The 20,069-nt window shown below is 71.9% G+C and carries 17 protein-coding genes; 13 read left to right on the forward strand and 4 right to left on the reverse strand.

Annotated elements, in window-relative coordinates:
- Positions 1–6: 6 nt before the first annotated feature.
- The gene (pseB, locus tag ACZ6SA_RS09325; protein WP_347646583.1) at positions 7–984 is read left to right on the forward strand and encodes a UDP-N-acetylglucosamine 4,6-dehydratase (inverting); all 978 of its coding nucleotides are present in this window, start codon (positions 7–9) and stop codon (positions 982–984) included.
- Positions 984–2,108 carry a DegT/DnrJ/EryC1/StrS family aminotransferase gene (locus tag ACZ6SA_RS09330; RefSeq protein WP_443153082.1) on the forward strand — a complete coding sequence of 375 codons (1,125 nt, stop codon included), beginning with the start codon at positions 984–986 and terminating at the stop codon, positions 2,106–2,108. Before pseB ends, ACZ6SA_RS09330 begins: the two co-directional genes overlap by 1 nt.
- Here the strand turns inward: ACZ6SA_RS09330 and ACZ6SA_RS09335 are convergent, their stop codons facing one another.
- The 3 genes from ACZ6SA_RS09335 to ACZ6SA_RS09345 are packed head-to-tail and all read right to left on the reverse strand — an operon-like array spanning position 2,109 to position 6,501.
- Positions 2,109–4,004, reverse strand: coding sequence for a glycosyltransferase family 2 protein (locus ACZ6SA_RS09335; RefSeq protein WP_465827363.1), 1,896 nt, complete (start codon positions 4,002–4,004; stop codon positions 2,109–2,111).
- 20 nt (positions 4,005–4,024) lie between these two features.
- Positions 4,025–5,641, reverse strand: a complete 1,617-nt coding sequence (locus ACZ6SA_RS09340) for a class I SAM-dependent methyltransferase (protein ID WP_465827364.1) — start codon at positions 5,639–5,641, stop codon at positions 4,025–4,027.
- Positions 5,638–6,501 carry a hypothetical protein gene (locus tag ACZ6SA_RS09345; RefSeq protein WP_347646579.1) on the reverse strand — a complete coding sequence of 288 codons (864 nt, stop codon included), beginning with the start codon at positions 6,499–6,501 and terminating at the stop codon, positions 5,638–5,640. The genes ACZ6SA_RS09340 and ACZ6SA_RS09345 overlap by 4 nt, the downstream gene beginning before the upstream one ends.
- A gap of 164 nt (positions 6,502–6,665) precedes the next feature.
- Between ACZ6SA_RS09345 and ACZ6SA_RS09350 the strand changes: the two genes are divergently transcribed.
- From ACZ6SA_RS09350 to ACZ6SA_RS09400, 11 genes are all read left to right on the forward strand, one after another.
- Positions 6,666–6,914 (forward strand): acyl carrier protein, encoded by a 249-nt coding sequence (locus tag ACZ6SA_RS09350; protein WP_443153086.1) that lies wholly within the window; start codon positions 6,666–6,668, stop codon positions 6,912–6,914.
- The gene (locus ACZ6SA_RS09355; protein ID WP_347646577.1) at positions 6,889–7,647 is read left to right on the forward strand and encodes an SDR family NAD(P)-dependent oxidoreductase; all 759 of its coding nucleotides are present in this window, start codon (positions 6,889–6,891) and stop codon (positions 7,645–7,647) included. Before ACZ6SA_RS09350 ends, ACZ6SA_RS09355 begins: the two co-directional genes overlap by 26 nt.
- Positions 7,644–9,080: an AMP-binding protein gene (locus tag ACZ6SA_RS09360; protein WP_465827366.1), complete on the forward strand. Its 1,437-nt coding sequence runs from the start codon at positions 7,644–7,646 to the stop codon at positions 9,078–9,080. Before ACZ6SA_RS09355 ends, ACZ6SA_RS09360 begins: the two co-directional genes overlap by 4 nt.
- Positions 9,077–10,111 (forward strand): LuxE/PaaK family acyltransferase, encoded by a 1,035-nt coding sequence (locus ACZ6SA_RS09365; RefSeq protein WP_465827368.1) that lies wholly within the window; start codon positions 9,077–9,079, stop codon positions 10,109–10,111. Before ACZ6SA_RS09360 ends, ACZ6SA_RS09365 begins: the two co-directional genes overlap by 4 nt.
- On the forward strand, positions 10,111–11,340 hold the full coding sequence (locus tag ACZ6SA_RS09370; RefSeq protein ID WP_465827369.1) for an acyl-CoA reductase: 1,230 nt from the start codon (positions 10,111–10,113) through the stop codon (positions 11,338–11,340). Before ACZ6SA_RS09365 ends, ACZ6SA_RS09370 begins: the two co-directional genes overlap by 1 nt.
- The gene (locus ACZ6SA_RS09375) at positions 11,337–13,478 is read left to right on the forward strand and encodes a hypothetical protein (protein ID WP_465827370.1); all 2,142 of its coding nucleotides are present in this window, start codon (positions 11,337–11,339) and stop codon (positions 13,476–13,478) included. The genes ACZ6SA_RS09370 and ACZ6SA_RS09375 overlap by 4 nt, the downstream gene beginning before the upstream one ends.
- 115 nt (positions 13,479–13,593) lie before the next feature.
- Positions 13,594–14,802 (forward strand): glycosyltransferase, encoded by a 1,209-nt coding sequence (locus tag ACZ6SA_RS09380; protein ID WP_347646572.1) that lies wholly within the window; start codon positions 13,594–13,596, stop codon positions 14,800–14,802.
- Positions 14,803–14,805: 3 nt separating this feature from the next.
- The gene (locus ACZ6SA_RS09385) at positions 14,806–15,513 is read left to right on the forward strand and encodes a class I SAM-dependent methyltransferase (RefSeq protein ID WP_465827372.1); all 708 of its coding nucleotides are present in this window, start codon (positions 14,806–14,808) and stop codon (positions 15,511–15,513) included.
- A gap of 68 nt (positions 15,514–15,581) precedes the next feature.
- Positions 15,582–16,259, forward strand: a complete 678-nt coding sequence (locus tag ACZ6SA_RS09390) for a polysaccharide deacetylase family protein (RefSeq protein WP_465827373.1) — start codon at positions 15,582–15,584, stop codon at positions 16,257–16,259.
- A gap of 678 nt (positions 16,260–16,937) precedes the next feature.
- On the forward strand, positions 16,938–17,642 hold the full coding sequence (locus tag ACZ6SA_RS09395; protein ID WP_347646569.1) for a hypothetical protein: 705 nt from the start codon (positions 16,938–16,940) through the stop codon (positions 17,640–17,642).
- The gene (locus ACZ6SA_RS09400; protein ID WP_347646568.1) at positions 17,639–18,823 is read left to right on the forward strand and encodes a S8 family serine peptidase; all 1,185 of its coding nucleotides are present in this window, start codon (positions 17,639–17,641) and stop codon (positions 18,821–18,823) included. Before ACZ6SA_RS09395 ends, ACZ6SA_RS09400 begins: the two co-directional genes overlap by 4 nt.
- Before the next feature lie 4 nt (positions 18,824–18,827).
- Here the strand turns inward: ACZ6SA_RS09400 and ACZ6SA_RS09405 are convergent, their stop codons facing one another.
- Positions 18,828–20,069, reverse strand: coding sequence for an MFS transporter (locus ACZ6SA_RS09405; protein WP_347646567.1), 1,242 nt, complete (start codon positions 20,067–20,069; stop codon positions 18,828–18,830).

Below are 20,069 nucleotides of genomic sequence, written 5' to 3' on the forward strand. Positions count from 1 at the left end.
GGCCACGTGAGCATTCTCAGCGGATCGTCGATCTTGATCACCGGAGGCACCGGATCCTTCGGCAAGGCGTTCATCAGGCACGCGCTCGACTCGCTCGGAGTGCGGCGCCTGGTGGTCTTCTCCCGCGACGAGCTGAAGCAGTACGAACTCAAGCAGCTCTTCGACGACGACGAGCGGCTGCGCTGGTTCATCGGCGACGTCCGCGACCGCGACCGGCTGACCCGCGCCATGCACGGCGTCGACCACGTCATCCACGCGGCGGCGCTCAAGCAGGTCGACACCGCCGAGTACAACCCGTTCGAATACGTCCGCACCAACGTATCCGGCTCCCAGAACGTCGTCGAGGCCGCCATCGACTGCGGCGTGCGCAGGGTCGTCGCACTCTCCACCGACAAGGCGTCCAGCCCGATCAACCTCTACGGCGCCACGAAGCTCGTCGCCGACAAGCTGTTCGTCTCGGCCAACCACTACGCCGCCGCCCACGAGACCCGCTTCTCCGTCGTCCGCTACGGCAACGTCGTCGGCAGCCGCGGCTCCGTCGTGCCGCTCTTCCTGCGGCTGGCCGGGCAGGGCGGCTCCCTGCCGATCACCGACAAGCGCATGACGAGGTTCTGGATCACGCTCGACCAGGCCGTCAGGTTCGTGGTCGACTCGTTCGACCTGATGCAGGGCGGCGAGCTGTACGTGCCGCGCATCCCCAGCATGCGCATCACCGACCTGGCCGAGGCGCTCGCCCCGCACAGCCCGGTCTACGAGATCGGCGTGCGCCCCGGCGAGAAGCTGCACGAGGAGATGATCGGGCCCGACGACGGGCGCAGGACGCTGCGGCTGTCCGACCGCTACGTGCTCCAGCCGACGATCGCGACCTGGGGCTACCGGCCGCCGCACGCCGGCGAGCTGCTCCCCGAGGGTTTCGCCTACCGGTCCGACACCAACGACCAGTGGCTCTCGGTCGACGACCTGCGCGGCATGGTGACCGGCTGATGTTGCCCTACGGACGCCAGTCGATCACCGAGTCCGACGTCGAGGCCGTCGCCGAGGTGCTGCGCGGCGACTGGCTGACCACGGGCCCCGCGGTCGGGGCGTTCGAGGCCGAGCTGGCCCGCTGGACCGGCGGCGTGCCGTGCGTGGCGGTCACGTCCGGCACCGCGGCGCTGCACGTCGCCTACGTCGCGGCCGGGGTGCGGCCGGGCGACGAGGTCGTCACCTCGCCTCTGACGTTCGTGGCCACCGCCGCCACGGCCGCGCTGCTGGGCGCGCGGGTGGTCTTCGCCGACGTGCAGCCCGACACGGGCAACCTCGACCCCGGCAGCGCCGCGGCGCTGGTCACGCCGCGCACGCGAGTGGTGACGGCGGTCGACTACGCGGGCCATCCCGCCGACTACGACGAGCTGCGCGCGGTCGCCGACGGCGCCGGGGCGCTGCTGATGGCCGACGCGGCCCACTCGATCGGGTCGGCGTACAAAGGGCGGCCGGTGGGGGCGCTGGCGGATCTGACGACGTTCTCGTTCTTCCCGACCAAGACCGTCACCACGGCGGAGGGCGGCGCGGTGGCGGCGGCCGACCCCGAGCGGCTGCTGCGAGCAGCCCGGTTCATGAACCACGGCCTGGTCAGAGACCCGGCCGAGCAGCGCCATTCCGGCGAGGGCGGCTGGCACCAGGAGGTGCACGCGTTCGGGCTGAACTACCGGCTGCCCGACGTGCTCTGCGCGCTCGGCCTGAGCCAGCTGCGGCGGCTGCGCCGTTTCCGCGCGCGCCGCGCGGAACTGGTCGCCCGCTACCACCTGATGCTGAGCGACGTGCCCGGCCTGGTCCTGCCCGCCCAGCGTGCCTACGTCGAGCCGGCCTGGCACCTCTATCCCGTCAGGGTCGGCGACGGCCGCAGGCGGGAGGTCTACGAGCGCATGCGCGCCGCGGGCATCGGCGTGCAGGTCAACTACCTGCCGGCCTACCGGCATCCGGTGTTCGAGGACCTCGGCTACCGGCGCGGGCTCTGCCCCGTGGCCGAGGCCTACTACGCCGAGGAGCTGTCGCTGCCGTTGTTCCCCGGCCTGTCCGACGCCCAGCAGGAGCGGGTCGCGGAGACGCTGGCCGGCATCCTGTCCTGATCAGCGTTCGGCGAGCAGCAGGCCGCCGTCGTCGTCCCTGTCGATGAGGAAGCGCCGGTCGGCGACGGTCGCGACCGGCCGCTCCCCCGTACGCACCAGCGGGCGGATGGGCCTGCCCTGGTCGATGAGCACCTCCCACCACGCCTCGTCACCGACGCGCTCGTCGATGTCGGCCAGCGGCACCCGCGCGCGGAACTCCCGGCCGTCCAGCGCGACGGGGAAGTACATCTCCTCGCCGTCGCTCCTGCGTCTCAGCCGCAGCACGGGCTCGCCGTCGCCGGCGTCGGAGATCCTCCCCGCGCACACCAGCTCGCCGCCGTCCACCCGGCACGAGCCGATGACCGCCTTGGGCGTACGCAGGCGCAGGCCCCAGGCGCCCTTGGGCATGCGCACCGGCACCACCCACACCCCCGGCAACCGCAGCGGCTCCGGGACGAGCGGCCGCGACCAGCGCGGCCCGCCCACCCGGCCGTCGAGCCGCAGCCCGTGACCCTTCAGCCGCGCGCGCAGGTCCCAGTGCCCGTGCCTGGCCAGCTGCGCGGGCGTCAGCGTCTCCGGGTCGAAGGCGAACCTGAACGGGAAGGTGTGCTCGGCCACCGGGCCGCCGCCGTCCTGCTCGACGTCCTCCCAGACGGGCGCGCTGCCCGCTTCCGACAGGAGCACGGTCTCGCCCGTCCCGCGCTCCTGCAACCACACGCGCAACCGCACCCGTCTCAGGCGGGCGGCGTCGAACCTGCCGAGCGAAACCCGGCCCACCCCGTGCAACACTCCGTCGCGCCATTCCAGGCTCACCAGCCGGCCCTTCAGGCGCAGCTCGCCCGAGACGTCCGACAGGTGGCGCGGCATCGACGGGTGGCGGCCGTGCCAGCGCCGGCGCAGCAGCCCCGCCGGTCTGACCTTCGGCAGCAACCGCCCGTCGCGGGCCTCGGCGAACACGTCGGCCAGCTCCTCCAGGCGGCGCCGGTGCAGCAGGTGGACCTGGAGGCGGCGCTCGAACGGGATGCTCCGCCAGGCTTCGCGCGAGACGCCGTCGAGGTAGGGGCAGGCCAGGTCGAGCAGGCCGGCGTCGGCCGGCCGGCCCGTGGCGGCCATGGAGGCCACGGCCTCGACGGCGACCGCCATGTCGATGTCCATCGTGTCGCGGTCGAAGGCGGGCTTCAGTCCTGGCGCGGCACGCATGATCAGATCGGCGGTCTGCACCACCGACAGCAGGCGGTCGCGCAGGTTGCCGGGCTCCAGGCTGCGCTGGGTGATCGAGGCGCCGGGCTCGTCGCGCTGCCGCCAGTGGTAGACGACCCTGGACAGCACGTCCACCGAACGGGCGCCGACGTGGGCGGCCATGGCGACGGGCTGGTCCTCGTACATGCGCTCGGGGAAGCTCAGGCCCAGGTCGTCCCAGAAGGAGCGGCGGTAGACCTTGTTCCACAACATGCGGTCGCGGATCAGCAGCCGGTGCCGGGTGATGTGGGTGCCCCTGACCGGCCTGGCGAACGCCTGCCGGTGCGCCCACGAGGGCACGAGCAGGTTGCGGTGCAGGCGCATGACGTTTCCGCAGGCCAGGTCGGAGCCGGTGTGCTCGAGCGAGGCCACCATCCGGCCGAACGCGTCGGGCGGCACGGTGTCGTCGCCGTCGACGAAGGCCAGGTAGCGGCCGCTCGCCTGCCGTACGCCGACGTTGCGGGCCCGGCCGACGCCGTGGTTGTCCTGCCTGATGAGGCGGATCCGGCGGTCGCCGGCCTGCCGGGACGCCACGACGGCCGGGCCGCCGTCGTCACTGCCGTCGTCGACACAGATCACCTCGAGATCGGCCAGGGTCTGCGCGGCGATGGAGTCCAGGCAGGGTCCGATGTACTTCTCGACGTTATAGAACGGCACGATCACCGACAGAACCGGCACATGCACTCCTCATCGTTACGTCAACCGGACAACAGGCGGATGACTCGGCGGGCGACCTTGCGAGGGCGGGCCAGGCGGCGGGAGAGGCGGTATCCGAGGGTTCTTCTGTAGGCGGTGGCCCTGCGCTGCGTCCTGCGCAGGCGGGACTTCGACCTGACCAGCTCGCGTTCGCGGTAGGTCAGCTTGGTCTCCAGGCGGGCGATCCTGGCCAGGGCGGCGGTGAGCTGGTCGGCCAGGCGGTCGCGGGCGCCGAGCAGGTCACGGTAGGTGGGGGCCTGCTCGGCCGGCTCGGCGGGCTGGCCGAGCTCGGCGTCGAACTTCCTGGCCCGGTCGAGGTCGTTCCGGTCGCATGGCCGCCCGGCCATGCCGCACAGCGTCAGCGCGAGCTGGTCGGCCTCCAGCGGCCACGGCCACGGATGGTGGTGCCCGGCCGCCAGCAGCCTGTCCGCGAACCGCCACAGGATCCGGCAGAGCACGACGCGCGGCTCGGGAGGCATGGACGGCGCCGCCGCGGGGCTGATCGCGGCGAAGCGCGTGCCGTCGTGGACGAGGCTGTCGGCCGCGGCCACGACGGCGCCGCCGCCCTCCAGCCACTCGGCGAGACGGGCGAGCAGGTCGCGTACGGCTCTGACGTCCTCGCGGGCGCAGGCCTCGACGAGGATCTCCTCGACGACCCGGCCGGTGGGGATCCGGCGCTCGTCGCCGTCGGGCAGCCGCCGGGTTGCCGTGCCGGTGAACTCGTACAGGGCCGTGCCCTCCTCGATCAGGCCCAGCGGCAGATCGCCCTCGACGCCTGGGGTGACCGGCGGGCGGGTGGCGACGGCGACCCAGAGCGGCGCCAGCTCCTCGCCCAGGCGGTGGCGGAACACCACGCGGGTCAGCCGCAACGGGTCGGCCGCCAGCATCCGGTCGCCGCCGCGCGCGCTGAGCGGGAACGTGAGCGCGTCGGGCAGGTCGCCGGCCAGCGCCTCGCTGGCCAGCAGCGCGCGCGGCGCCTGGCGTCCGGGGTAGGCCGCGTAACGGCGCTGCACGACCAGACCCGCGGACTCCAGGCCGCGGTCGACGGCCAGCGGCCCGCTGGGGTAGCCAGGGTCGAAACCGTGCGGCGCCCACTGGTCGTCGCCGCCCTCCCGGTCAGCGGGCCTGGCCTCGATGAACCGGTCGATGCCCAGGTCGTTGCGTACGCCGAGCACCAGCCGCCCGCCGGGCGCGACCAGCGCCGCGAGCGCGGTCACCGACTCCTTCCACCCGGCGGCCGGCGCCTCGGCGGAGTGGGTGCGCGCCAGCCCGTCGATCGCGAGAACCAGGTCGTACGGCTCGTCGGCGTCCAGCATCTCCAGCCGGCCGCAGAACACCTCCAGCCCCGGGTGCCGCGAGCCGAGCGCGCACGCGTCGGGGTAGGAGCGCACCAGCGCCGCCGCCTCGCAAGCCAGCGCGACGACCTCGTCCACCAGCGCCTGTGGATGCGGCCCGACCAGCAGGACCCTGCCGCTCGCCGGGGTCATCCGCCTGACCAGCTCGAGTGCCGCGCCGCGCCAGTCCGTGATGCCGCCCATGTTGGACAGGTCGGACCACAGCAACATCTCGCCGCCGATCAGCCGGACGTTCTCGGGCGCCTCGCTCATGCGCGTGCTCATGACCTCGCTCCGTGCCCGGTCGCCGGGGATCCACAGCGCACCCGCTTCCATCCGAACATTCGCCGCAGCTCCTCCGGTGTCGCCTGATAGTCGAAACCCAGCTCCTGCCTCGCCGTCTCCGCTGCCAGCCCGGGGTCGACGGTCGTGCCGTGCAGTTCGGGCCAGAGCCTCATGCGGCGCGCCGCGCCGCCGTATTCCGGCCGTTCGTCCTCGAACTGCATCGGATCGCCGTACACGGCCACTTCGCAGCCCACCGACGCGCCGTAGAACAGCGCGCTGCCGAGCCTGTTGGAGGCCACCCTGCGGTGGCGCCGCAACTGGCGCAGTTGCTTGCGCAGGAAGTCACGCCCCTTCGCATCCCAGCGGGATCCGCGCTCGCCATGGCAGATGACCCGGAAACCTTTCGACTCGTACGCCCGCCGAATGTCCGGATTTGCGAACTCCAGCCAGTAAAGGCAGACCGTGACCGGGTCGGTCTCGACATCTCGTATTTCGTCGGCAAGTCGACCATGGTCACCACTGACGGAATGCTTCTCCCATCCATGAAAGGGATACCAGATCGTACCTTCACGATCGGGAACCACGCCCAAGTCCGGCTCGAGGTGAAGGAGGTAAATCCACGGCGCGCCGATCAGATAGTGCCCCCGGCGGCCCATGGACCAGCCGCGGCGGCGCAGCGCGTCCGACCAGATGAAACGTGGATAGCCAGGGCTGCACCAGTGGTCGTTCGGGGGAAATCCGTGGAGATAGTTCCATCCGTGCTGGAGAAACCCCTGGATGCGCTTCGGCAGCTCGTCCGGCAGGCCGCAATATTTGCCGAGAATGCGGGAGTGTCCGTACCAGTGATTGGATTCGTCCATCATTTCCCCCGTACGGTTGGCGTGTCCCAGCCGACATTCCCAGCCCTCCGCACAGCCCACGCGTCGTTATACGCTTCCATTACCCACCACGGGGCCTTGGTTTCTCCTCACCTGTCGATCGCGGATACACTGGGTCGCGCCTTGAGGACAGAGAGTGAGTGATCATGAGTCATCTCGACCGCCTGCGGGCCACCTTCCGCATGGCGCTCAACCTGCCTGACGGCGCCGACGTCGACGGGCTCGAATACCGTGCCATCCCGCAGTGGGACTCCCTGGCCCACATGGCGTTGATCGCCGCGATGGAGGACGAGTTCTCCGTCATGATCGACACCGACGAGATGATCGACATGAGCTCGTTCGCGAAGGCGGCCGAGCTGCTGGAGAAGCATGGCGTCGGCGCTGCCGCCCGCTGAGGCCAGGGTCACCCTGGTCACGGGTTCGACGGCGGGCATCGGCCGGGCCATCGCGACCGCGCTGGCCGCCGCCGGTCACGACGTCGTGCTCCACGGCCGCGACGAGGAGCGGGCCGCGAAGGTCGCCGCCGACGTGGCCGCCGAGACCGGCGGCCTGACCGGCTCCGTCCACGGCGACGTGGCCGATCCCGGGCTCGTCTCGGCCATGATGCGGCGCATCTACCAGCGGCACGGCCGGCTCGACTCCCTGGTGATCAACGCGGGCGTGCACGCCGCGGGGCTGCTCGGCATGGTCCGCCCCGACACCATCGGCCGCCTCTTCGAGGTCAACGCGATCGGCGCCACGCACACCCTGCAGGCCTCGCTCCGGCTGCTGCGCCGGGGCACCAGCCCCGCCGTGGTGCTCGTCTCCTCGATCATGGGCCGCGCGGGCGGCGCCGGCCAGGCCGTCTACTCCGCGACCAAGGCCTCGATCATCGGCCTCACCCTGGCCGCCGCCAAGGAGCTGGGGCCCGCCGGCATCCGCGTCAACGCCGTGGCGCCCGGCTACATCCAGACCGACATGCTCAGCACGCTCGACGAGCACACCCGCACGGCCACGGTCGCGGCGACGCCGCTCGGGCGCCTCGGCAGGCCGGCCGACGTCGCCCGTGCCACGGCGTTCCTGCTCTCCTCCGACGCCGGTTTCATCACCGGCCAGGTCCTCGGCGTGGACGGCGGGCTGGTGCCGTGACCACGCCCACGCCCCGCTCCCAGCCTCCCCACGGGCACAACCCGCGCTCGCTCCACGGGTGGGCCGCGGGCCACGGTGCCCAGGAGCCCCCGTTCCCCCACCCGGAGGCCCGGCTCGTCGTCGCGGGCGACGATGCAGCGCTCTCGGGCGGTGAGCTGGGTGACCACATCGACCGCGCCGCCGAGGCCCTGGCCCGGCTGCGGCCGGGGCCGCTGTTCTGCGGGATGCGCAACAACCTCGGGTCGGTGCTGCGCTATCTCGCCGCCTGGCGCTCCGGCCGGCCGATCGCGCTGCTCGACCCCGACCTGCCCGTCGGGGCGCTGGCCGACCTGGCGGGCCGGTTCCGGCCGGCCGCGCTGCTCGGGTTCACCCACGCGGCCGACGGCTCGTCACCGCGCCCCCCGCGGGCGCCACGGCCTCCGTCCCACCGCGACGCGGGTCACGCGCCCGAGCCGCATCCCGACCTGGCGGTCCTGCTCGCCACGTCCGGCTCCACCGGCAATCCCCGGCTCGTCCGCCTCTCGCGCCGGGCCGTGCTCGCCAACGCCGCCGCCATCGTCACGGCGCTGTCCATCGAGCCCGCCGAGATCGTGCCCACCAGCCTGCCGCTGCACTACAGCTACGGCCTGTCGGTGCTCAACAGCCACCTGATGGCGGGGGCCACCGTCGTGCTGACCGAGGCGGGGCTGCTGGAGCGCTCGTTCTGGACCCACCTCGACGCCCACCACTGCACGTCGCTGGCGGCCGTCCCCTACCAGTACGAAATGTTGCGCCGGCTGCGTTACGACCGGGCCGAGCACCCCGCGCTCGCCACGTTCACGCAGGCGGGCGGGCGGCTCAGCGAGGAGCTGGTCAAGGAGTTCGCCGCTCAGGCCGACCGGTTCTTCGTCATGTACGGGCAGACCGAGGCCACGGCCCGCATCGCCGTCCTGCCTCCTGACCGGCTCGCCGACAAGCCGGGCTCGGCCGGGCTCGCCATCCCCGGGGGCCGGCTGACCATCGACGCCGGAGAGGTCGTCTTCCACGGTCCCAACGTCATGATGGGCTACGCGGAGACCGCGGCCGACCTCGCGAGGGGCGACGACCTCGGCGGGGTGCTGCGCACGGGCGACCTCGGCCGGCTCGACCCCGAGGGGTTCCTCCACATCACCGGGCGGCTCAAGCGCATCGCCAAGATCTTCGGCGTGCGGGTCAACCTCGACGACGTCGAGCGCCTGCTGGCCGCCTCCGGACCGGCGGCGGCCACCAGCGGCGACGACCGGGTCACGGTGTGGACGGAAGGGCTCGACGCGGCGGGCTGCGCGGGGCTGGCCCGGCGGCTCGGCGCGGAGTTGCGCGTGCACTGGAGCGGGTTCGACGTCCGCAGCGTCGACCGGCTCCCCCTCCTGGCCAACGGCAAGATCGACTACCGCGCGCTGGAGTCCCACGCATGACCTCGGGCGTGTTCACGCTGGGCGGGGCCGAGCGGGAGGTGGTGCTGGCGCCGGCGCTGGCGGCGCTGACCGAGCGGCACCGGCAGGCGTGCCCGCCCTACGACCGGATTCTCGACGCGATCGGCGCGCGGCCTCCCTACGAGCGGGTGGCCGACCTGCCGTGGTTGCCGGTGCGGCTGTTCAAGACGCACGAGTTGCGCAGCGTGCGCGAAGACCAGGTGTTCAGGGTGCTGACGTCCAGCGGCACGACCGGGCAGCGGCCGAGCCGGGTGTTCCTCGACCGCGAGGCGGCGGCCGCGCAGACCCGGATGCTGGCGGCCACGTTCAGAGGGCTGCTGGGCGAGCGGCGGCTGCCGATGCTGGTCGTCGACAGCCGCTCCGTGGTGCGTGACCCGGCGCTGAGCGCGCGCGGCGCCGGCGTGCTCGGGATGATGAACTTCGGCAGGGACCACACGTTCGTGCTCGACGAGCGGGGCCGGGTGGACGCGGAGGCGGTCAAGGGCTTCCTGGCGCGGCACGGTCGCGAACGGTTCCTGGTCTTCGGGTTCACGTTCATGGTCTGGCTCCACCTGCGCGGCCTCGGCGCGGACCTGTCGCAGGGGGTGCTGATCCACTCGGGCGGCTGGAAGCGGCTGGCCGAGCAGGCGGTGGACAACGCCGGGTTCCGGCGGCGGCTGGCGGACGAGTGCGGGCTGAGCCGCGTGCACAACTTCTACGGGATGGTCGAGCAGATCGGCACCGTGTTCCTGGAGGGGCCGGACGGCGACGGGCTCTACTGCCCCGACTTCGCCGACGTCGTGATCCGCGACCCGCAGACGTGGCAGGAGGCGCCACCCGGCGTGCCGGGGCTGATCGAGGTGGTCAGCACGCTGCCGACGTCCTATCCGGGGCACGTCCTGCTGACGGAGGACGTGGGCGTGGTGCGCGGCGTCGACGACGGGTGCCTGCCGGGGCGCCGGTTCGAGGTGCTCGGCAGGTTGCCGCGGGCCGAGGCGCGGGGTTGCAGCGACACGTTCGGGCAGGGCGGCTGATGCCGGGCCCGGAGGTGACGGTCAGGTTCCCCGCCGCCGCGCCACCCGTCGAGGGGGTGCCCGTCGAGGTGCTGCTCGGGCAGGTGCGCGGCCGGCTGGAGACGGGTGACGAGCGGGTCCGCGCGTTCCTCACCGCGTTCGGCAGGCGGCTGCTGCGGCCCGCACTGGCACGCCGGCATCCCGAGCTCGGCTCGCTCGGCTTCTTCCTGCGGCCCAGCGAGCTGGCCCGCACGGTGGAGGGGCTGGCCGGCGAGCACGTACGCGTCCCGCGCGGCCTGGTCTTCCACGTCCCTCCCGCGAACGTCGACACCGTCTTCGTCTACTCGTGGGCGCTGTCGGCCCTGATGGGCAACCGCAACATCGTGCGCCTGTCGCCGCGCTCGGGCCCGGTGGCCGGGGTCATCCTCGACACGCTGCACGAGGCGCTGGCCGAGGCCGACCCGGTGATCGGCGCCACCCAGCGGATCGTCTCCTATGACCGCGACGACGCCGTGACCGCCGCGCTCTGCGCCGCCTGCGACCTGCGGGTGGTGTGGGGCGGCGACGCCACCGTGCAGGCGCTGCGGCGGCACCCGCTCGCCCCGCACGCCCGTGACCTGGCCTTCCCTGACCGGTCGTCGTTCGCGGTGATCCGGGCGGCGGCGTGGTCGGGCGCGCCCGCCGCGGCGCGGGTCAGGGTGGCCGAGGGGTTCGTCGACGACGCCTACTGGTTCGACCAGGCGGCCTGCTCGTCCCCCAGGACCGTGTTCTGGGTGGGGACGCCGAGCGACTGCGACGCGGCGCGGGCCGGCTTCGCCGAGCACGTCGCGCGGGTGCTGGGCGAGCGCGGGTGGGAGGTCGATGCGGCGATGGCGGTGGAGAAGCGGGTCGCCGCCTACGGGCTGGCCGCCGACGGGGTGGCGGAGCGGGTGGAGTTCCGGGGCAACGCGCTGGCGGACGTGACGCTGGCCGAGGGCGCCGCGCCGCCCAGGCGGTGGCTGGGAGCGGGGACGTTCACGCACGCCAGGATCGGCGCGCTGGCGGAGCTCGGCGCGCTGGTCGAGCGGCGCGACCAGACGATGACGCATTTCGGGTTCGCCGGGGCGGAGCTGGACGAGCTGGCCAGAGAGCTGGCCGGGCGAGGGGTCGACCGGATGGTGCCCGTCGGCGGCGCGCTGAGCTTCCACCGGGTGTGGGACGGCGTCGACCTGCCCGCCGAGTTCACCCGACTGGTGACCGTGACCCGATGACGCTGGCGGCGCCCGAGAGCACGCACGTCCGCCCTCCCGGCTCGCCGGGGCGCGGGGTCGGCCCGGGCTGGGCACCCGCCCTGCTGGTGGGCGCGGGCACGGTGGCCGCGCTGCTGTGGTGCGGCGTTCCCGCCCGTGACCTGGCGGCCTTCGCGGCGTACGTCGGCGCCGGCGTGGCGCTGCCTGGGACGCTGCTGTGGCGGGCGCTGACCGGGGGCGGCCGGACGCCGGCGGAGGATCTCGCGGCCGGGCTGGCGCTGGGATACGCGGTCGAGGTGCTGGCCTACATCCCGGCCCGGGCCGCGGGGCTGCCGCTGCTGGTGCTGGCGCCGCCCGTGGCCGTGGTGTGCACCTTCCTCTGCGTGCCGCGCCTGTGGCGGCACTGGCGTGGGGCGCCCGGCCGGGAGCGCGTGCCGGGCTGGTGCGCCTGGGCGCTCGCCGCGGTGGCCGGCTACCTGGTGGCGTGGTGCGTGATCTCGCTCCACCGCCACCCGGTCTCCAGCGCGTACGTCGACATGCCCTACCACCTGGCGCTGGTCGGCGAGGTCAAGCACCACGTGCCGCCCACGCTGCCGTCGGTGCTGGGCGAGCGGCTCTCCTACCACTGGTTCGTCTACGCCGACATGGCGGCGACGAGCTGGGTCACCGGGATCGAGCCGGTGACGCTGGTCTACCGGCTGTCCACGCTGCCGATGATGCTGGCGATGGTCGTGCTGGTCGCGGTGCTCGGACGCCGGCTCGGCGGGCGCTGGGGGGCGGGGATCGCGGCGGTGGGGGTCACGTACTTCCTGTTCAGCCCGGCGTTGCAGGAGGGCGTGAGCTTCACGTCGCGGTCGATGTTCACCGCCTGGGCGAGCCCCACGCAGACGTTGGGGGCGCTGCTGTTCGCGCCCGTGGTGCTGATGCTGGCCGGCGGGCGGCGGAGCTGGGTGGCGCTCGCCGTGCTGCTGCTCGCGCTGACCGGGGCGAAGGCCACGTTCCTGCCGTTGCTGCTGGCGGGGCTGCTGCTGGTGATGGCCGTGCGCGGGGTGGTGGAGCGGCGGGTGCGCGCGGAGCAGGCGGCTGCCGCGGGCCTCACGCTGGTGTGCCTGCTGGTCGCCCAGTTCGTGGTGTTCGGGCGCGGCGCCCAGGGCACGGCGGTCGCGCCGTTCGCCACCATGCGCTCGCTCTGGGGGTCGGTGGCGGACATCGGGATGCCGGAGCTGGCGTCCGTGCCTGCCTGGCCGCTGGTGGTGCTGACGGCGGTGCACCTGTTCTGCCTGGCGTGCGTGTGGGGCGGGGCGGCCGCGCTGGGGCGGCGGGCGCTGGAGCCGCCGATGTTGCTGGTGCTGGGCATCGGGGCGGCGGGCGTCGGCGCGGCCGTGGTGTTCGGGCATCCGTCGTTGTCGCAGCTGTACTTCCTCGAAGGCGCGCGTCCCTACCTGTCGATCGCTGCCGTGTGCGGGGTGCTGGCGGCGCGGCCGGTGCCGTGGCCGATCGTGACCTGCCTGGTGGGGATGGGTGCGGGCGCCGCCCTGCTGGTCTCGGCGCCCGGCGTCGGCGGCGATGTGCTGGCGGCGGTGGCGGTGCCGTACGCGGTGCTCGCGGCGGCGGCGTTGCCGCTGTGGCGGCGGGGGTTCGGGCTGGCGGTGGTGGCGCTGCTCGCGGGGTACGCGCTGCCGGAGTCGGCGCGCGACGTGGCCGCGCACGTCATCCCCGAGGAGGGCGCGCGTAAGCGGGAGATCCCCGACGGGGCGATGGAGGCGGGCCGGTGGCTGCGCGATCATTCGTCGCCGGGCGACGTGGTGGCCACCGACCTGCACTGCCGCCCGGTCACGGAGTCGCCGTGCGACAGCAGGCACTACTGGGTGGCCGGGTTCACGGAGCGGCGGGTGCTCGTGGAGGGGTGGGCGTACGCCGAGAGCACGTTGTCGCGGACCCCGCTGTTCAGGGCGTCCTACCTCGACGTGCCGTTCGCCGATCCGGCGCGGCTGGCGGCGAACGACGCGGTGTTCCAGCGGCCGACGGCGGAGAACGTGCGGCATCTCGCCCAGAAATATGGCGTCAGATGGCTTTTCACCGACAAAAATCGAAAGCTGGAGAGATTCGCCCAGCTGCGTTTCCGGAACGAGAGCTCCTCGGTCTACGAGCTTTTCTGAAGGTAAAGATAATGCCCTTTCATGGAACGATGACGAGAAACCGCGCCCGTCTCGCTCGACATCCCCCGCACCATTTTCGTGGAGCCACGGCCACGAGATAACAGATGGGGATTCTATGAACACGCGTGCCGCCCTGGAGCCGCGCCCCAGCCTCGCCGATGACGCCGCCAACCGGCTGGCATGGGTGGACATCGTCATCCCCGTGCTCAACGAAGAGCGCGCTCTGCCGGGCTGCGTACGCACGCTGGCCAGGTTTCTCGACGAACGTTTCCCGCTGCCCTGGCGCATCACGATCGTCGACAACGGCAGCACCGACGGCACCTGGGGGGTCGCCACCGCGCTGGCCGGGGAGTTCGACCTGGTGCACGCCCGCCGGCTCGACATCAGGGGCAGGGGCGCGGCGCTGCGGGCGGCCTGGCGCGACAGCCCTGCCGACATCGTGGCGTACATGGACGTCGACCTGTCCACCGACCTCGACGCCCTGTTCCCGCTGGTGGCGTCGGTGGCCAGCGGGCATTCGGAGATCGCCATCGGCACGCGGCTGGCGCACAGCGCGCGCACCCGCCGCTCGCTGCGCCGCGAGGTCGTGTCGCGTGCCTACAACGCCCTGCTCAGGTACGGTTTCGGCGTCCGGTTCAGCGACGCCCAGTGCGGCTTCAAGGCGGCCAGGACCGACGTGGTCAGGCCGCTGATGGACAAGGTCGAGGACGACGCGTGGTTCTTCGACACCGAGCTGCTGCTGCTGGCCGAGCACAACGGGCTGCGCGTGCACGAGGTGCCGGTCGACTGGATCGAGGACACCGATTCGCGCGTGCGCGTGGTGCGGACGGCGCTCGACGATCTGAAGGGGCTGGCCAGGGTCGCCTGGTCGATGTCGACGGGCCGGGCCTCGGTCGCGGTGCGGCGGTCTGAGCCGAGGCCCACGCATCCGGACGCGGTGGTCACCCGGCCGCGGGCGGTGACGCTGGCGAAATTCCTGTCGTTCGCGGCGATAGGTGTCTTCTCCGTCGTCCTGTACACCCTCATTTATCTCCCGCTGCGCGATATATGGTCACCGGCCATGACGAATCTCGGTGCGCTCGTCCTCACGGGGATCATCAACATCGAGGCCAACCGCCGATGGACCTTCAGGAAACGCACCACCGTGCATTTCCGAGCATTTCTGCTCTTCCTCGCGAACTATGCCCTCACCACCGTGGCCGTGCTCAAGGTGCCCCCAGGCTCCGGGCGGCTGGCCGAAGTGGGCGTGGTCGTCGCCACGTACTGCCTGCTCACCCTGATCCGCTTCACGGCCCTGGACCGCTGGGTCTTCCCGAGGAAATGATCGATGGAGACGACTGAGATCCGCCGCCTGATCGAGCTCGAGGACAGCCACTGGTGGTATCGCGAGCGCCGGGCCATCCTCCGCCGGCAGCTGCGCGAGCTCGGCCCGCAGCCCGCCCCCTTGAGGCGGGCGCTGGACATCGGCGCCGCCGGCGGTGGCAACACCCGGGTGCTGGTCGAGGCCGGCTGGGACGCCACCGCCACCGACTACAGCGAGACGGCGGTCGAACTGGCCAGGGAGCGCGGGCTCAGGGCCGTGCACGCCGACGCCAGGGCGCTGCCGTTCGCGTCGGGCAGCATGGAACTGGTGACCGCCTTCGACGTGCTCGAGCACATCCGCGAGGACCACCTGGTCACCGAGGAGATCGCCAGGGTGCTGGCGCCCGGCGGGCACGCCCTGATCGCGGTGCCGAGCGACATGGCGCTGTGGTCGGCGCACGACCACGCCGTCGGCCACGTACGGCGTTACGGCCGCGAGTCGCTGGTCAGCGTGGTACGCCGCGCAGGGCTGACCGTCGACCGGGTCTGGAGCTGGAACGTCCTGCTGCGCCCGCTCGTGCTGCGGCACCGGCGCCGGTCGGCGGGCAGCGACCTGAAGAGGACGCCGTTCCTCGTCAACGCCGGCCTGTCGGCGGTCGTCCGCGCCGAGAGGTATCTGCCGGTGGGCTCGCGCAAGGGCGTCTCGCTGTTCCTGCGTGCCCGGCTGGTATGAGGACAGTGCCCGGAAAGTGATGTGCGGGCGGCACTTCCGGGGGTGGCGATGGCCCTAGGCTGTCTTCTGTGGTGATCCAAGCCGTGCTCGCAGCCTCGCTGGCCCTGACCTCCACGACCTCGCTCCCGGCCCAGGCGGCCGTCGACTGCAAGCGGGTCAAGTGCCTGGCGCTGACGTTCGACGACGGACCGGGCGCGACCACGCCCGCCGTGCTCAAGACGCTCAGGAAGGCGGGCGCGAAGGCCACCTTCTTCCTGGTGGGCAAGCAGGTGGAGAAACGCCCGAAGCTCGCCAGGCAGATCCTGGCGCAGGGGCACGCGATCGGCAACCACACCTACGCCCACGCCTCCCTGCCGTCCTACAACGACGACAGGATCCTCGACGAGCTCAAGGTCACCCAGCGGGTGATCGAGAAGGCCACGGGGCACCGGCCCGCGATGTTCCGCCCGCCCTACGGGCACACCGACGAGCGGGTGCTGAATCTGGCCGCGCAGACGGACCTCGCGCAGGTGTTGTGGACGGGCACGACGCTCGACTGGAAGCTGCGTGACCCGAAGGAGATCAAGGCGGCCGTGCTGAGGCTGGCCAAGCGCGACGGCGTGCTGCTGATGCACGACGTGGTCCCGGCGACGGCGAAGGCCCTGCCGGGCGTCGTCAAGGAGCTCAAGAAGCGGGGTTACCACCTGGTCACCGTGCCGACGCTGCTGCGGGGCAAGCGGCCGGTCGCCGGCGAGAGCTACCCCTAGCCGGCCTGGCGGGCGTCATGGCGCTCCCGGGAGGCGGCGACGCAGGCGCGGTGCCGGCGTGACCAGTTGGTGGGCATGCGCCAGCCATGGGCGAACTGCTCGCGCGTCGTCTCATGACACCATGACCTCGCGGGAAATGACCGTAGAGAGCGCACACTAATCAATGGCAAAATATCTGCCCGCTCGGCGGCAAGATTTATAGCACACCTGACAGGTGACGGTCAAAGCAACGAATCCGGATCGAATCCTTAGTGGTCAAGCAGGTGGTGAGTTCATGCCTGGCCAGGTGATCGACGCCGGGTTGGACGAGGACTGACCGTTCAGAGCGAGCAAAGGACACATCACCCACCAATTCGGCCAAGCCACCGTGGATTCCTCCTTCGGCGTCCCTCTCCATGGTTAAGAATGTGGCTGAAGTGCCATGCGCACGTCAGCGATCGGGGGAACGCCGCGTCGCCGGATCGGCCACACCCGCGCCCGTGATCGCGAAGCCACGCGACAGGAGCCATCATGGGGTACCCGCCAGGTGGGCGGCAGCCGCCACCATTCGGATACCAACAACCGCCACGGCACCACCAGCGGCCATGGCCCGGTGCGGGGCAGGCCCCACCCGGCGCTCCATTCCAGCGGCCGCCCGCACCGCAGGGCAAGCCCGGCCCGATCAGGATCGTTCTCGGCGTGCTGATCGCCGGCTTCGGGCTGGTGTGCACGCTCGTGGGCGGCGGGGTCATCGCCAAGGCGATCTCCAACAGCAACCAGAACATTCTCAACAAGCAGTACGTGACGAACTTGTGGCGCAACCTGCCGGCGGAGACCCTGTTCCCCGCGACGATCGGTATGTGGGATCCGCAACGGCGCGACCAGTCCGGCAGTAAGGGCTGGACTCGAGCCGCCCTGTCGTCCGAAACCTCGTGCGGCAAGGCCCTCGCCGGCACGCTGGCAGAGGAGGCGGCCGAGCGTGGCTGCATGGCAGCGATGCGCGCCAGCTACGTCAACGACTCGGGAGGGACCGCAGCTACCGTGGTCATCATCGCGTTCGGCAAACCCGACGCCGACAACGACCTGGATGCCATCCTTGACCAAGCGCAGCACGACAAGCGCGACTACGGCATCCGGGTTCTGGCCGCGCCCGGCACCAAATGGACGAACAGCGCGCGGGCGGGCAGCGGCGCCTACTCGGTGCAGGTCCCTAATGCACAGCTGTTCGTCGCTGCCACCGCAGGCCCTGTCGACGGGCGTCGACCGGGCAAGATCCCCCAGCCTTGGGGTGATCGAGACGGCGATGACAACGCCGATCGGGCACCGTGGGCCAAAGCGTCCGACGGCCTGTCCGAGAGCATCTCCGCCCATCTGGCGGCCCAGATCGACAAGGCGAGACCGTGATAGGCAAAGGTGTCGTCTCGGCCATACTGACCGTTCCCCTGCTCCTTACCGCGGCCGCGCCGGCCCGCGCCAACGCGCCGACCGGCTGGGAGCTCAACGTCATGGACGTCCCGGAGGCTCACCAGTCGAGCCAGGGGGACAACATCACGGTCGCGGTGCTCGACACCGGGGTGGTGGCCACACACCCGGAGTTCAAGGGGCGGGTGACCAGCGGGCCCGACTTCATCGGCGGGGGCGCAAAGCCGGGACAGTCGTACTGGGGCAAGCACGGCACCGCGATGGCCTCCAACGTCCTGTCCGTCGCGCCCAAAGCCCGCGTGCTGTCCGTAAGGGTCATTCATGACGACGAGGACCCCGCCCGGGTGGACTTCACAGAAGCCATGAAAAGGTTGGCCGAGACCGGCAAGCCCAGCAAAGCAATGCTGGAAGGGCAGCGAGCGTTGTCCGAGGGCATCCGCTACGCGGTCGACAAGGGCGCCAAGGTCATCTCGATGTCGTTGGGCACCGACGAGCGGAACCACTTCTTCTCCTATCAGGAGGATGTCGCAGCGGCGGTCGACTACGCCATCGGCAAGGGCGTCATCCTGCTCGCCGGCGCGGGCAACGGTGGGCGGCCACACGACAGTGACTCCAACAACATCGTGTCCTACCCGGCCGCGCACGCCGGGGTACTCGGCGTGGCCGCCGTCAGCCCGGAGGGGCGGCGCGCGGAGTTCTCACAGGTGCGCTCGTACATCGCCATCGCCGCGCCGGGCGTAGGCATCCGCAGCGCCCACAACACCGGCGGTTATCGGGTGATCCAGGGCACCTCGCCGGCGTGCGCCCTGGCGGCGGGCGCGGTGGCGCTGATGTTGTCGCGCAATCCCGATCTGAGCCCGCGGCAGGTGCGCGACATCCTCGTCCGCACCGCCACGAAGCCCCCGAACGGCTACACCCTGTTCCTCGGCCACGGAATGGTCAACGCGGACCGCGCGGTGCGGGCGGCGGCCACGACCAAGGGCGCCGAGCCGAAGGCGGCGGCGTACGAAGGGGAGAAACACTTCGGCGGCGGGCCGGTCGACTCACCCATCGCCCATCCCCCGCTCGACCAGGAATACCTGCTCATCGGAGGCGTGGGGCTAGGAATCGGGCTCCTGTGCTTCACCGGCACGTTCTTCCTGGTACGGCGGCGGCGCGCCTGAGCGGTCATCCCGCGTTCCACACCCGGCCGCTCAACAGCGGGATGAGACCCGTGGCAGCCAGCACGCCGCCCAGAACGGCGATCGCGACCGGCACGGAATCGATGGCGGCGACCGCGCCCGCCACCACGGGGCCGAGCGGCATCGCCGCCGCGACGACGGCGCCCAGGAGAGCGAAGACCCGGCCGCGCACCTCTTCTCGCACCTTCGTCTGGATGTACACCGACACGCAGACCGACGCGCACCCGGACGGGACACCGAGCAGCAGGAACAACACCAGCATCGCCCCGGGAGAGTCGACCACGGCGATTCCCGTCATGGCCAAACCCTGGACGACGGCGTTCAGAGCCAGGACCGGGCCCTTGCGCGAGTGCACGAGCAACCGACGGGTCAGGAAGAGCCCCGCGAAACGGCCTGCCGCCCACGTCCCGGTCAGCAGGCCGTACCAGTGTCCGCCGGTGTACCCATGCCCCATCAGGACAGCGGGCAGGAGAAGCGTCAATCCGGCGGCGGCGAGGTCGATGACCGGCAGGGTGGGCGCCACCCGTAACACCACAGCATCCGTACGGACGACCGCGAGCCCCTCCGCTGCCGAGCTCCACCAGCCATGGAACGCCTGGCGCAACGACGCCCGGTCCAGCGTGGCCTCCTGCGGCGCGAAAAGCGGCCGGGCCCGGATCATGGCGGCGAGGGACAGCAGAAACGTTCCGGCATTCATCAACATCGCGGTGGCCGCACCGACCGTCACTGCCACCGCCGCCAGACCGGGCCCCAAGAGGCCGGCGACCATACCGGCCGCGAGCACCCACACATCGAGGCGGATCAGCTGGCCCTCGTTGCGCGCCACGGTCCCGAGCGCCGACTTCAACGCCGGCTGGAACAACATCCCCGCGACCCGGAGCACCATTACGCTGACCAGGATCGCGCCGAGGGAGAGCCCGAACCACCAGAGCACTCCGGCGAGGACCAGCGAGGCGGTCAGCCGGGCCGCGTCCGACCAGACCAGCAGGCGGTGCCGCGGCAGACGGTCGACCAGCACGCCCGCGAACGGCGCCAGCAACGCGCTCGGCAGAAATTGGGCAAGGCCGACGGAGAGCGTCCCCACCGCGGCGCCGTACTGGGCGGTGGCGAACCAGGCCACCGCGGCGAAGAACAGCCGATCGCCGGCGGCGGACAGGGCCAGCGCCGACCACGTGAGGACGAAGTGCTGCGGAAGGCGTGGCCGGGCGGCGGCTTCGGGGGACGGCAT

Source organism: Nonomuraea sp. NPDC049378, from assembly GCF_055586745.1.

What these genes read in the sequence shown, in the direction of transcription:
- ACZ6SA_RS09380 (WP_347646572.1), top strand. Translation starts at nt 13,594, where the DNA reads ATGAACACGCGTGCCGCCCTGGAGCCGCGCCCCAGCCTCGCCGATGAC.
- ACZ6SA_RS09355 (WP_347646577.1), top strand. Translation starts at nt 6,889, where the DNA reads ATGGCGTCGGCGCTGCCGCCCGCTGAGGCCAGGGTCACCCTGGTCACG.
- ACZ6SA_RS09405 (WP_347646567.1), bottom strand. Translation starts at nt 20,069, where the DNA reads ATGCCGTCCCCCGAAGCCGCCGCCCGGCCACGCCTTCCGCAGCACTTC.
- ACZ6SA_RS09350 (WP_443153086.1), top strand. Translation starts at nt 6,666, where the DNA reads ATGAGTCATCTCGACCGCCTGCGGGCCACCTTCCGCATGGCGCTCAAC.
- ACZ6SA_RS09370 (WP_465827369.1), top strand. Translation starts at nt 10,111, where the DNA reads ATGCCGGGCCCGGAGGTGACGGTCAGGTTCCCCGCCGCCGCGCCACCC.
- ACZ6SA_RS09365 (WP_465827368.1), top strand. Translation starts at nt 9,077, where the DNA reads ATGACCTCGGGCGTGTTCACGCTGGGCGGGGCCGAGCGGGAGGTGGTG.
- ACZ6SA_RS09330 (WP_443153082.1), top strand. Translation starts at nt 984, where the DNA reads ATGTTGCCCTACGGACGCCAGTCGATCACCGAGTCCGACGTCGAGGCC.
- ACZ6SA_RS09375 (WP_465827370.1), top strand. Translation starts at nt 11,337, where the DNA reads ATGACGCTGGCGGCGCCCGAGAGCACGCACGTCCGCCCTCCCGGCTCG.
- ACZ6SA_RS09345 (WP_347646579.1), bottom strand. Translation starts at nt 6,501, where the DNA reads ATGGACGAATCCAATCACTGGTACGGACACTCCCGCATTCTCGGCAAA.
- ACZ6SA_RS09340 (WP_465827364.1), bottom strand. Translation starts at nt 5,641, where the DNA reads ATGAGCACGCGCATGAGCGAGGCGCCCGAGAACGTCCGGCTGATCGGC.
- ACZ6SA_RS09385 (WP_465827372.1), top strand. Translation starts at nt 14,806, where the DNA reads ATGGAGACGACTGAGATCCGCCGCCTGATCGAGCTCGAGGACAGCCAC.